At 44.9% G+C, this 12,576-nt stretch carries 13 protein-coding genes; 1 reads left to right on the top strand and 12 read right to left on the bottom strand.

The features are described from left to right. Positions 1–2: 2 nt before the first annotated feature. The 5 genes from recG to KXZ66_RS08475 form a co-directional block, all read right to left on the bottom strand. On the bottom strand, positions 3–2,051 hold the full coding sequence (recG, locus tag KXZ66_RS08495) for an ATP-dependent DNA helicase RecG (RefSeq protein ID WP_032725686.1): 2,049 nt from the start codon (positions 2,049–2,051) through the stop codon (positions 3–5). Next, entirely contained in the window at positions 2,029–2,931 is a 903-nt protein-coding gene (gene sdaAA, locus KXZ66_RS08490; protein ID WP_032725684.1) for an L-serine ammonia-lyase, iron-sulfur-dependent, subunit alpha, read from the bottom strand. Before sdaAA ends, recG begins: the two co-directional genes overlap by 23 nt. Positions 2,932–2,956: 25 nt before the next feature. Next, the gene (gene sdaAB, locus KXZ66_RS08485) at positions 2,957–3,619 is read right to left on the bottom strand and encodes an L-serine ammonia-lyase, iron-sulfur-dependent subunit beta (RefSeq protein ID WP_003232050.1); all 663 of its coding nucleotides are present in this window, start codon (positions 3,617–3,619) and stop codon (positions 2,957–2,959) included. 138 nt (positions 3,620–3,757) lie between these two features. Further along, positions 3,758–5,419 carry a DAK2 domain-containing protein gene (locus KXZ66_RS08480; RefSeq protein ID WP_003245033.1) on the bottom strand — a complete coding sequence of 554 codons (1,662 nt, stop codon included), beginning with the start codon at positions 5,417–5,419 and terminating at the stop codon, positions 3,758–3,760. 15 nt (positions 5,420–5,434) lie between these two features. Next, positions 5,435–5,797: an Asp23/Gls24 family envelope stress response protein gene (locus KXZ66_RS08475; protein ID WP_003232054.1), complete on the bottom strand. Its 363-nt coding sequence runs from the start codon at positions 5,795–5,797 to the stop codon at positions 5,435–5,437. A gap of 276 nt (positions 5,798–6,073) precedes the next feature. Between KXZ66_RS08475 and rpmB the strand changes: the two genes are divergently transcribed. Next, positions 6,074–6,262: a 50S ribosomal protein L28 gene (rpmB, locus tag KXZ66_RS08470; protein WP_003221548.1), complete on the top strand. Its 189-nt coding sequence runs from the start codon at positions 6,074–6,076 to the stop codon at positions 6,260–6,262. A 72-nt stretch (positions 6,263–6,334) separates the two neighbouring features. Here rpmB and spoVM read toward each other — a convergent pair whose 3' ends face one another. The 7 genes from spoVM to rlmN all read right to left on the bottom strand — a co-directional run bounded on the left by spoVM (position 6,335) and on the right by rlmN (position 12,575). Beyond that, positions 6,335–6,415: a stage V sporulation protein SpoVM gene (spoVM, locus tag KXZ66_RS08465; RefSeq protein WP_003221545.1), complete on the bottom strand. Its 81-nt coding sequence runs from the start codon at positions 6,413–6,415 to the stop codon at positions 6,335–6,337. A gap of 71 nt (positions 6,416–6,486) precedes the next feature. Continuing rightward, positions 6,487–7,131: a thiamine diphosphokinase gene (locus KXZ66_RS08460; RefSeq protein WP_038828214.1), complete on the bottom strand. Its 645-nt coding sequence runs from the start codon at positions 7,129–7,131 to the stop codon at positions 6,487–6,489. Positions 7,132–7,203: 72 nt separating this feature from the next. Further along, positions 7,204–7,857, bottom strand: coding sequence for a ribulose-phosphate 3-epimerase (gene rpe / locus KXZ66_RS08455; RefSeq protein WP_014476784.1), 654 nt, complete (start codon positions 7,855–7,857; stop codon positions 7,204–7,206). Positions 7,858–7,861: 4 nt separating this feature from the next. Then, the gene (gene rsgA, locus KXZ66_RS08450) at positions 7,862–8,758 is read right to left on the bottom strand and encodes a ribosome small subunit-dependent GTPase A (protein ID WP_038828213.1); all 897 of its coding nucleotides are present in this window, start codon (positions 8,756–8,758) and stop codon (positions 7,862–7,864) included. Between the two features lie 14 nt (positions 8,759–8,772). After that, positions 8,773–10,719, bottom strand: coding sequence for a serine/threonine protein kinase PrkC (prkC, locus tag KXZ66_RS08445; protein WP_041850842.1), 1,947 nt, complete (start codon positions 10,717–10,719; stop codon positions 8,773–8,775). Next, the gene (gene prpC, locus KXZ66_RS08440) at positions 10,713–11,477 is read right to left on the bottom strand and encodes a protein-serine/threonine phosphatase PrpC (RefSeq protein WP_041850843.1); all 765 of its coding nucleotides are present in this window, start codon (positions 11,475–11,477) and stop codon (positions 10,713–10,715) included. The genes prkC and prpC overlap by 7 nt, the downstream gene beginning before the upstream one ends. A gap of 6 nt (positions 11,478–11,483) precedes the next feature. After that, positions 11,484–12,575, bottom strand: a complete 1,092-nt coding sequence (gene rlmN / locus KXZ66_RS08435) for a dual-specificity RNA methyltransferase RlmN (RefSeq protein ID WP_021479310.1) — start codon at positions 12,573–12,575, stop codon at positions 11,484–11,486. Position 12,576: the final 1 nt, after the last annotated feature.

Below are 12,576 nucleotides of genomic sequence, written 5' to 3'. Positions count from 1 at the left end.
ACTCAGCTTAATTTTTCCCCGTCCATTACTCCGCTCTTCAGCAATTCATCTCTTAACACAGCGTATTCCGGCTCCTTCCAGAACGCGTCAGAAGCCACAAGATTCGCAGCATCCTGCCTTGCCGTTTCAAGCGCTCTGTAATCATGAACCATGTCCGCCACTTTAAATTCCGGCATTCCGCTTTGTTTTTTCCCGAAGAAATCACCGGGACCTCTCAGTTCCAGATCCTTTTCAGACAGCTCGAAACCGTCATTGGTCTCCGACATGATCCTCATCCGTTCTTTCCCTGTTTCTGATTTTGGATCAGCCATCAGAATACAGAAAGATTGATGCTCACCCCGTCCAACACGGCCGCGCAGCTGGTGAAGCTGTGATAGCCCGAAACGGTCGGCGTCATAAATCACCATAATCGTTGCATTCGGAACATTCACGCCAACCTCCACAACAGTGGTTGATACGAGAATTTGACAGTGATTTGCGCTGAATTCTCTCATGACCTGGTCTTTTTCATCGGAATGCAGCTTTCCATGCATAAGGCCGACATTCCATTTTCCCCGAAAAATATCAGAAAGCATATTGTACACGTCAATGGCGTTTTGCACATCAAGCTTGTCTGATTCTTCAATCAGCGGACAGATGATATAAGCCTGCCTGCCTTGCTTTAATTCTTTTTCGACAAATGCCAATATACGATCCAGCATGTCATGTTTTACCCAATAGGTTTCGATTCTCTTTCGTCCAGCCGGCATCTCATCGATGACAGATACATCCATTTCACCGAACACTGTGATCGCTAACGTTCTTGGGATTGGAGTGGCTGTCATAAAGAGAACATCGGGATCCTGCCCTTTGTTCCGAAGCTTTTTGCGCTGCTCAACTCCAAATCTGTGCTGTTCATCAGTAATAACGAGACTCAGCGCCTTAAACTCCACCTCGTCTTGGATTAAAGCGTGGGTTCCTACAAGAATATCAATCTCACCCGCCGCAAGACGCTCAAGCAGTTCTTTTCGCCGCTTTCCTTTAACAGAGCTTGTCAAAAGAGCAACGCTGACGTCCCATTTTTCAAATAGCGAAACGAGCGAATCAGCATGCTGCTCGGCCAGAATTTCTGTCGGCACCATGAGCGCTCCTTGGTATCCGGATAGGATCGCGGCATACAGTGCAATGGCGGCGACTGCCGTTTTTCCTGATCCAACGTCCCCTTGAAGAAGACGGTTCATTCTGTATGGAGAAGACATGTCTGCTGTTATTTCGCGAAGAACGCGTGACTGGGCGTTTGTGAGGGGAAACGGGAGGCTTTTGATAAATCTCATGAGTTCTTCGTTTGAAAAACGCTGCCGTATCCCTTGTGTCTGCTCTCTTTCCGCCTTTCGGAACGCCTGCATTTTCAACTGAAACAACAAAAATTCTTCATAAACAAACCGCCGTCTGGCAAGCTTTAATGCTTCCCTTGTTTCAGGCTGGTGCATTGCTTTTAACGCTTGATAATAGTCAGGCAGTTTATAGCTTTTTCTTAGCTTTTCCGGAAGAGGATCAGGAAGTGAGTCTGCATATTGGGTCAGCGCCTGCTGAATAAAGCGCCTCATCATTTTGACGGTAACATTTTCTTTCACAGAATACACTGGTTCAATGCTTTGATCTTCTTGATGCGGCCCGTTTTTCAACTCCTGAACAGAGATGGTTTGGCGGTGCTTGTCCCATTTACCTGAGACCGTCACCACAGAGCCGAGCGAAAGCTGCTTCTTCAAATAAGGCCGGTTAAAACATACGGCTGTAATTAAATAGTGGCCGACCAGAAGCCTGAATGTCAGCCTGTTTCGTTTTTTTCCGTAATAGGTAAGAGAAGGCTCTGAATGAACCTTCCCTTCGACTGTGACTCTTTCATCATGCTTTACTTCTTCTAAATCCCTCAGCTCGTAGTCATCATAACGATAAGGGAAATAATTCAGAAGATCAGAAATGTCATAAATACCGAGTTCATTCAATGTTTTTTCTGTTTCCGGCCCAATACCCTTAATGTTAGCTATACTAGTTTGCTGATGTTGTATCACGTGAACCTAGCGCTCCTCCGAAAATTTTTTTCTCTAATTCTCTTCCTGTCGGTGTTGCCGCTAAACCGCCCTGGCCTGTTTCTCTAAGTGCAGTTGGCATAGTTTGGCCTATTTTATACATGGCATCGATAACCTCATCACATGGAATACGGCTTGTAATGCCCGCCAATGCCATATCAGCGGCAATCATCGCATTTGACGCGCCCATCGCATTCCGTTTCACGCAAGGCACCTCAACAAGCCCTGCAACAGGGTCGCACACGAGGCCTAGCATATTTTTTAATGTAATGGCCATGGCTTCCGCGCTTTGTTCGGGTGTTCCTCCTGCCATTTCAACAATGGCCGCAGCCGCCATGCCTGAAGCTGATCCAACCTCTGCCTGACATCCTCCGGCGGCGCCGGAAATGCTTGCGTTATTAGCCACGACAAATCCGAAAGCCCCGGCTGTAAACAAAAAGCGGATCATTTGTTCTCTTGTTGGATTCAGCTTTTCTTTTACAGCAAATAACGTACCGGGCACCACACCGGCAGAACCTGCAGTCGGTGTCGCACAGATGGTTCCCATGGCTGCATTTACTTCATTTGTTGCAACGGCTTTCGATACAGCATCTAAAATCAGCGGGCCAGACAGGCTTTTTCCTGATCGAATATAGGCCTGCAATTTAACGGCATCTCCGCCTGTTAAGCCCGTTTGGCTCGTAACTCCCTCGAGTCCTTTCTGAACCGCCGCTTCCATAACAGACAGGTTATGATCCATCTGCTGAAAAATGTCCTCTTTTGTTTTTTCTGTTACTTCCATCTCTTGAGCTATCATCACATCAGAGATCAATATTTGTTTTTCTTTAGTAATCTCAATTAATTCTTTTACATTACGAAACATAACTGGCTCCTCCTGACCCTTTTCGCTAGTCAGCAATCTTTGTCACTTGAATAATATTCGGCAGCTTCGACAGCTCGTCGAGAATGTGGTCGTCAATATTTTGATCGACCTCTATTGTCATCAGCGCAAGCTGGCCGATATCTTTCCGGGCTACTTCCATATGTCCTACGTTAATTGAAAATTTCGCCAGAACATTGGCAACACCGGCAATTGTGCCAAACTTGTCATTATGAACAACTAATATGGCCGGATGATTTCCTGACAGCCGGAGCTCAAAACCATTCAATTCTGTGATTTCAATCTTTCCTCCGCCAATCGAAATACCCGTCAGTTCCAGCTCACCCTTTTCATCAGAAATGGTGATTTTTGCTGTGTTCGGATGGACCGGGACTGCATCTTCTACCCGAAACTCTATATCAATTCCTTTAGCTTCTGCAATTTGTATAGCGGTTTTAATCCGTTCATCGAATGTATCAAAATCTAGCAATCCGCCGATAATCGCGACATCTGTGCCGTGGCCCTTATACGTTTCCGCAAACGAGCCGTAAAAAGATACAATGATGCGCTCAGGCTCTCTGCCAAATAAACTTCTGGCCACTCTCCCGATTCTAGCAGCTCCCGCAGTATGAGAGCTGGACGGACCGATCATAACCGGGCCGATAATATCAAAAACGCTTCTGTATTTCATGCTATTCCTCCTTATGAACCAGAGCTTATTAGCGCTTTGCTTCTAGACTAATTGATCAGATATAAAATGGCAAGCGGGCGCGTTACAGCGCTGCCGCACTTAAAAGCAGACATAAGAATAGAAGGGCAAATTGCCCTTCTATTCTGCTGAAACTATATACGAATACAGAGGCTGTTTCCCATTGTGGATCTCAACCTCAATCTCCTCGTACTTTTCACTGAGAAACGCTTCAAGCTGCTCAGCTTCTTCCTGAGACGCATCCTCACCATATAGAATGGTCACGATTTCATCATCTTCTCCGATCATTTCTGACAGCAGCATTTTCGCGGCTGACAGCTGATTTTCAGAAGTGCCGATAATCGTTCCATTCAGAATGCCCATAAAGTCGCCTTTTTTAATGTCTTTACCGTCAATATGAGTATCTCTGACTGAGAACGTCACCTGTCCGCTTTTTACTTGCTGAATGGCGCTTAGCATATTGGCCTCGTTCGCTTCAGCTTCTTGATCCGGGTTAAAAGCCAGCAGAGCTGACATCCCTTGCGGAACCGTTTTAGCAGGAATGACAAAAACCTGTTCATCCACTACGCTGGCCGCTTGGTTAGCAGCCATGATAATGTTGGAGTTGTTCGGCAGGATAAATACCGTATCTGCATTTACAGACTTCACGGCATCAACAATATCCTCAGTGCTTGGGTTCATGGTCTGGCCGCCTTCAATCACAACAGAAGCGCCAATGCTTTTAAATAGGTCTGCAATTCCTTCTCCCATCGCTACAGTCACAATGCCATACGGCTGTTTTGCCGGCGGTGTTTCGTTGTCTGCAGGTTTGCTTTCTTGACTGATGATAGAGGTATGCTGTTCTCTCATATTTTCTATTTTTATTTTGATCAATTCACCGTAATGCTGGGCGTAGTTTAACACGTTTCCCGGCTCTTCAGCATGAATATGAACCTTCGCCAGCGATTCATCCGCAATCACAAGCAGAGAATCTCCGAACTGGCTGAGGTCTTGCCTGAACGTGCCTTCGTCGAACTCTCTTTTTGTCTGATCAAGCCTAACCATCACTTCGGTACAGAATCCAAATTCAATATCTTCGGTATTCATCATGCTTTGCGCGCTCTTGTGATGCTCTGCGCTGACCATGTCGTCAAGTGACGGAAGAACTGCTTTCTGAGGTACAGTTTCACCTTTTAATGAAGCAAGAAAACCTTCATACACACAGAGCAGGCCTTTGCCCCCGCTATCGACAACTCCTACTTCCTTTAGGACAGGTAGCAATTCAGGGGTGCGGTTTAAAGACGCCTCTGCTTCTTCTGTCACTGCAGTCATCAGCGCAGTGATATCGGTTTCTTTTTCTGCTAAGATCATTGCTTTTTTTGCAGCGTCTTTTGCAACTGTTAAAATGGTGCCCTCTACAGGTTTCATGACAGCTTTATACGCCATGTCTACACCTGCTTGCAGCGCAGCGGCAAACTCAAGTGCATTAATTTCTTTTTTCGTTTCAATGTTTTTGCTAAATCCGCGGAACAATTGGGATAGGATAACTCCTGAATTTCCGCGTGCTCCCATGAGCAGCCCTTTAGATAACGCGGAGCCCACCTTCCCGATATCATCCGTATCCATTTGTTCAACTTCTCTTGCTCCGGAAGTCATCGACAGGTTCATATTTGTTCCCGTATCACCGTCCGGCACCGGAAACACGTTCAGTGCATCAACTGCACTGGCGTTTTGAGACAGATTCTGCGCTCCCGCAAGAATCATCTCGGCAAAGGTTCTGCCGTCTAATGTTCTGATAGACAATCCTACTCCTCCTAACTACGGGTTCGTCACTCGTACGCCTTGGACATAAATATTGACAGAATCCACTGCCAGTCCGATGGTTTGATTTACTGTGTACTTTACTTTTGTTTGGACATTATGTGCCACTTCAGAAATTTTCGTGCCGTAGCTGACAATGATATACATGTCGATATGTATCTGTTCTCCTTCTTGGCGAACTTGGACACCCCTGCTGAAATTCTCTTTCCGAAGGATTTCAGTCAGTCCGTCTTTAATCTGGTTTTTAGAGGCCATGCCGACAATGCCGTAACAGTCAACCGCCGCGCCTCCTGCAACCATCGCGATGACTTCATTAGATATATCAATCTGTCCGTACTTCGTTCTTAATTCAATGGACACACTAGTTCCTCCTTCGAATGCATAGAGTTACAGCTATTCTACTATATGGTTTCCATTATGAAAAGACCAGGCAATAATCGCTGGCCGTACCTCTACATATACTATAGCGCTGCTGTTTCCGCAAGATGTCAAGTGAATTTTCTTGAAAGATGATGAAACAATAGTTGCAAACGTTTTTTAGCTGTGGTAAATTATTTAAAGTATCCATATCGAAAGCATCTAAGATTATATGAATGTTAAAAAGTAGATGTTTTGTGCAAGTGAGGAGGGAAACAAATGGCACGTAAATGCGTTATCACAGGTAAAAAAACAACAGCTGGGAATAACCGTTCTCACGCAATGAACGCTTCTAAGCGCACTTGGGGCGCGAATCTTCAAAAGGTTCGTATCCTTGTGAACGGAAAACCTAAAAAAGTATATGTATCTGCTCGAGCTTTGAAATCCGGTAAAGTTGAGCGTGTATAACAAAATGAACGCCTGCCCCGATATGTGGCAGGCGTTTTTATGTGGTGAAAGAGGGCTTTGAACCCCTGGGCCTTAATCTTTTCTAAATGAGCCCAGCATCGCCCGGACAATTCCTCCTAAAAACTTCGGCAATTTAATGGTGTAAAATTTCATTTTTGTCCCCTCCTATAACGTCCCGTAACCGCCTTGTTCATTGTTTTCAGCAATTGAATGAAAGCACATGCTTAATCCGTGCTTCTTATCATTATTAATATGCCTTTTGCAAACGAAAAAGTACCTCGTGAATGAATGAGTTCGTTACTAATACATAGTGTTGAACCGAGCGTAATATGACAATTATTTAGAGGATATTTAAAACCGGTCAGGGTCAGCTCATGTATGTCTTCGGAAAACGGTATGAAGGAGATATATCGCTTATTTTCATCCTTCTCAATATCATATTCACCAGGAGGGAACATTTGAATATGATTTTGTTTGTCTATCAGCCTAATTTTTATGTTCGTTTTTACACCTCTATACAGAAGCTGAATGTTTCCTAAAAAATGATCAGCTCTGCCGCCTGTAATGCCGAAAATCTGAATAATATCCGGCTGCTTTTCCAGCGCCCAATCAAGGGCGAGGTCTAAATCTGTTTGATCTTTTTCTGCTTGATACACATGAAGGGCGGGAGCGGCTTTTTCTATTCGCCGGCGTTCTTGCTCGGTTATGCTGTCAAAATCTCCGAAGGCTTCAACAGGTATGATCCCTGCATCTAAGAGAGTGACGGTGCCTTTGTCAACACCGATCCAAAGCGTGTGTGCATCCGTATAGCCGGTTAGATCGGGAATGAGATTTTTCGGGCCTCCCGCAACGATATTAATTGTTTTCATCTCTGATTCCTTTCTCTGCATACAGGAAAAAGAGCTTAGGCTATTGTATGCCCAGCTCTTTTCTAAAGCTGCTTATTTGCTTCCTCTGATTTCAGAAATTGCTTTTTTGCGGTCAGACTGCCCATAAACAGCTGAACCGGCAACGAGTAAATTTGCGCCCGCTTCAATGACGAGCGGAGCGGTTTCTTTGTTGACGCCGCCGTCTACTTCAATTAACAGATCTTTTTTTCCTTTTTCATCCGCCATTCGCTTAACCTCTTTTATCTTAGGAAGGACTGAATGAATAAATTTCTGCCCGCCGAAGCCCGGGTTCACCGTCATTAAAAGAACAAGATCGAGATCGTCGAAAACATGCTCGATGACTTGTACAGGGGTATGCGGGTTTAGAACTACTCCGGCCTTCACTCCTTGCTCTTTAATGAGCTGGATGGTACGGTGCAGGTGCGGACATGCCTCAGCATGCACAGACAGGATATCTGCGCCTGCTTTCGCAAAAGCCGGGATATAACGATCCGGCTCTTCTATCATTAAATGGACATCGAGCGGCAGATCCGTTACCGGCCGGACGGCTTCTACAATCAGCGGACCGATTGTGATATTCGGGACAAAATGGCCGTCCATAACATCAATATGAATACAATCGGCTCCGCCTCTTTCTACATCTTTAATCTCATTGCCTAAAGCGGCAAAATCAGCGGAAAGAATAGATGGTGCAACCTTTATCATTATGCTAATACCTCGGCTTTCTGTCTTTAATCTCCGTCATAAATTCAACATAATGGTCATAGCGATACTGCTTTAATTCCCCGTCTTCAACAGCTTGTTTCACCGCGCATTTCGGCTCTTTCAGATGTAAACAGCCTCTAAATTTGCATGAAGCGCTTTTTTCTCTGATATCAGGGAAGGTATAGCCCAGCTCTTCTTCCTCAATGTCTGTAAATTCAAGCGAGCTGAATCCCGGCGTATCTGCAACCAAACCTCCGGACGTGTGAATCAGCTCCACGTGGCGGGTTGTGTGTTTCCCGCGGCCCAAATGTTCGGAAATCTCGTTTGTTCTCAATCCGAGCTCCGGACTGATCGCGTTGAGAAGCGAGGATTTCCCAACACCGGACTGACCGGCAAATACCGTTGTTTTATCCTGAAAATGCGGGATGATGTCCGTTAAACTGTCTTGGTCCTTAGAGGAGGTAAGGTATACGTCATAACCAATATTCCGATAGTCTTCTGCATAGGCTTGTATCGTATCTTCTGTATCTTGATCTTCAATCAGATCCATTTTAGTAATGCATATAATCGGCTGAATATCATTGGCCTCAACGAGAACCAGAAAGCGGTCGAGCAATGCCGTGCTGAAAGAAGGCTGAACCGCTGAGAAAACCAGGACCGCTTGATCAACGTTGCAAATTGGCGGCCTGATAAGCTCGTTGGTTCTTTCTTTAATTTCCATTAAATATCCTTCTTTGTCATTTTCAGCTTGATACACAACATAATCACCGACAAGAGGGGTAATTTTGTTTTTTCTGAAAATGCCTCTTCCTCTGCATTGTATTACTTTATCTGAATCCTCTGATTCATCCAGTACATAGTAAAAGCCGCTTAGCGCCTTAATAATTTTGCCCTCAGGCATATTTTCCCTCCTTGTTATTCATCTTTCGGATACTCAATGGTTTTGTAGCTGACAACTTTATTGTTTACCATTACTTGATAGTACCCTTTTTGGCCGGGTTCAATCTTTAGTTCGATCGTTCGTTCAGTCGGCTCTTTTATCTTAAATTCTTCGTAAGTGTCAGAGATGCTGTGATCTGCATCGTCAACCGCGATTTGCACTTGAAGCTCGTCCCCTTCATTTTCTGGTTCGTAGGGGATCTTGACCTTTTCTTTCACTGTTTTCGCAGGTTTTTTCTCTGGTCCGAGAGAGAATGTCACTTCAACTTCGTTTCCCGGCTTTACTGCCGTACCTGCTGCTGGTTTTTGTTTGACAACCTGTCCTTCTGGAACATCATCTGAGTATGCTTCTTTTTCTACAAGCTTCAATCCGTTGTCTTCCAGATATCCAGACGCTGCTTCTTTACTATAGGTTTTCAAGTCTCTAAGCGTAATGTCTTCGGGTCCGATACTGACTGTAAGTTTGACTTGATCTTCACTCGGGACAAGCTCAGTCCCTGCTGAAGGATTTTGGTCAATGACAGTGCCCGCATTTTTCTCGTCATTCACTTCATTTACTGTTACATGTTTAAACCCTTGGTCCTTCAACGCTTTTTTTGCCTGGTCGACCGTTTGGCCTGTCACATCACCGATCTCCGTTTTTGCTTTTCCGGTGCTCTTATAAAGGGTGACCGTGGCGCCTTCTTTGACTGTGGTATCCGCTTTAGGATCCGTTTTTACCATCAGGCCCTCTTCAATTTTTTCATCTGAGATTTCCAACACCTCGGAATCAACCTGTAAACCTTCTTTTTCCAAGAGCCCTGCGGCTTTTTCGTATTCCATTCCGGAGACATCAGGTATTTTGACATCCTTAGGCATGAAAAGCGACGGAAAAACAGTGACAGCAAGAATTCCAGCTGTGATAAAAACGAGGCATATCGTGAGCAAAACCCACGGCCACTTTTTTCTTTTGCCGTTTTTCTTTGTTTTGTTTTCTTGTGCGGTTGTCACTTCAGCTTCTTTTTCGCCAGCAGCTTTAGCAAGTTCTTCATCTTTAATGATAGGTATCGCTTTTGTCATTTCTTCATCTTCTTGAATCGTAAATTTCTTTTCATTGAGTCTGTCGGCATCAAAAGCTGTTTTTATGTCTGCTTCCATGTCTTCAGCCGTTTCGTAGCGATGAAAAGGATCTTTGGCAGTTGCCTTGAGTATGATGTTTTCAACGCTTTGGGGGACCGATGGATTCCACCTTTTTGCCGAAGGAGTTTCCGCTTGAAGATGCTTCAAGGCGATGCTGACTGCTGACTCTCCATCAAACGGAATACGGCCGGTTAAAAGCTCAAATAGAACGATTCCAAGCGCATAAATATCCGATTTTTTTGTGGCTAAGCCGCCCCGGGCCTGTTCAGGTGATAAGTAATGGACCGAGCCCAGAACTGAATTGGTATGGGTGATTGTGGTCGAACTTAGTGCCGTCGCAATTCCAAAATCCGTTACTTTGATATTTCCCATATGATCAATCAAAATGTTATGCGGCTTGATGTCTCTGTGAACAATCTGGTTTTGATGGGCATGAGCGATGGCTGAGACTATTTGCTCCATGATGTTCAGCGCTTCTTTAGGGTGAAGCGGCCCATTTGCTGTTATGTATTCTTTAAGCGTCATGCCTTCAACGTATTCCATGACAATATAATAAATATCATCTTCCTCGCCCAAATCGTAAATGCTGACAATATTCGGGTGATCGAGGCTTGATGCGGATTGGGCTTCTCTGCGGAAACGTCTGATAAATTCATTGTCATTTGCATAGTCAAACCGCAGGATTTTAATTGCGACTTCACGGTCTAGAATGATATCCTCAGCTAAATAGACGTTGGCCATTCCCCCGCCGCCTATAACGCGGAGAATTTGGTAACGCCCGCTGATCCGCTTGCCGATTAGCACTGATCTTCACCCTCTTCAACTTGTAAAGCAAGCTCAAGCAAAACTGCTGTTATGTTGTCTTCTCCGCCATTCTGATTGGCTTTGTCCACAAGCAGGTTTACTTTTTCCTGAGGAGCTGAATCGCTTTGCAGGATGTCTTTTAATTCAGTGCCTTCCACTTTATTCGTCAGTCCGTCAGAACATAGAAGCAGTTTGTCTCCGGGTTCTATATCAAAGGAACGGGTGTCAATACTGACTGACTGGTCTGTTCCAAGCGCCTTCGTCAACACATTTTTTCGCGGATGATGTTCAGCGTCTTCTCTGGAAATCTCTCCAGTGCGAACCAGTTCATTTACAAGCGAATGGTCTTCTGTCACTTGAACGAAATCACCGTCCTGAAGCAAATAGCATCTGCTGTCTCCGATATGGGCAACAGAAACCGTTTTCCCCGTAAAAAGCGCACATACAATCGTCGTCCCCATGCCTTGGCATTCTTCGTGGGCTTGAGCGTGATCGTATATTTTGCTGTTTACCGAAAGAATCTGTTCAATGAGCCATTTTTCACATTCCGAGGGCGCAGTTGGAATCGTCTCTGCTTCATTCCATTTCTCCCCCATGGCTTTCACAGCCATCTTGCTCGCAACATCTCCAGCAAGATGGCCGCCCATGCCATCAGCGACAACCGCTAATATAAATTCATCTTTCCCCTTGAATATCCCCGCATCATCTTCATTATGCTGGCGGATTTTTCCTGTATCTGTTTTTAAGGCTGTTAACAACCCTCATCACCTCGTCTCGTCTTGACGCTCCTTCGCGCGAAGCTGACCGCAGGCTGCGTCAATGTCATGTCCTTGCTCTCTTCGGATTGTGACATTTACTCCGCGGGATTTCAGCGTTTTTTCAAAAGCAAAAATCTGATCACGCGGTGTGCGCACATAGTCCCGTTCAGGCACGTAGTTTACCGGAATCAAGTTCACGTGGCATTTGACTCCTTCCAGCAAGTCGGCAAGCTCTTCGGCGTGTTCCACCTGGTCGTTTACGCCTCCGAACAGCCCGTATTCAAAGCTGATGCGGCGTCCTGTTTTATTAATATAATATTTAACGGCTTCCATTAGATCAGGCAGTTTATATGCTCTGTTAATCGGCATCAAACGGCTTCTGATTTCTGTGTTCGGCGCGTGCAGAGAAATTGCAAAGTTAATCTGCATTTGCTGATCAGCAAATTCGTAAATTTTCGGGATGATTCCACTCGTAGAGACCGTAATATGGCGAGCACCGATATTCAGGCCCTTGTCATGGTTAATGATTTTCAAGAAAGCGAGCATTTCGTTAAAGTTATCAAAAGGTTCGCCGATTCCCATGATCACGACAGAGCTGACGCGTTCATCCGTTTCATCAAGAGCTTTTTGCACTTTAACTACTTGAGCGACAATTTCCCCCGCTTCAAGGTTTCGTTTTAAGCCTCCAAGCGTTGACGCGCAAAATGTGCAGCCAATACGGCAGCCGACTTGTGTCGTTACACATACAGAATTGCCATACTCGTGTCTCATTAAAACGGTTTCGATGGTATAACCGTCATGAAGCTCAAACAAAAACTTCATCGTACCGTCTTGAGAGGTTTGTTTAACAGCCGTTTTCAGCGTTGTTAACACAAAGTGAGTGTTTAATTTCTCACGCAGATCCTTTGAGAGGTTTGTCATTTCTTCAAAAGAAGATACGCGTTTTTCATATAGCCATTCAAAAATCTGAGCCGCACGGAACGGTTTCTCTCCGTTGTCTGTCAGCCATTGTTTAATTTCGTCTAATTCAAAAGAATAAATCGACGGACGATCTGTCCGCAATTCTTTTCTTACTTTTGTTTTATTAAGTTCTGCCATT

It is taken from the genome of Bacillus sp. LJBS17 (assembly GCF_019334685.1).
In the GTDB taxonomy this organism is placed as follows: domain Bacteria; phylum Bacillota; class Bacilli; order Bacillales; family Bacillaceae; genus Bacillus; species Bacillus subtilis.
The sequence above is the reverse complement of the archived record's forward strand: the minus strand, read 5'-3'. Positions and strand labels throughout refer to the sequence as shown.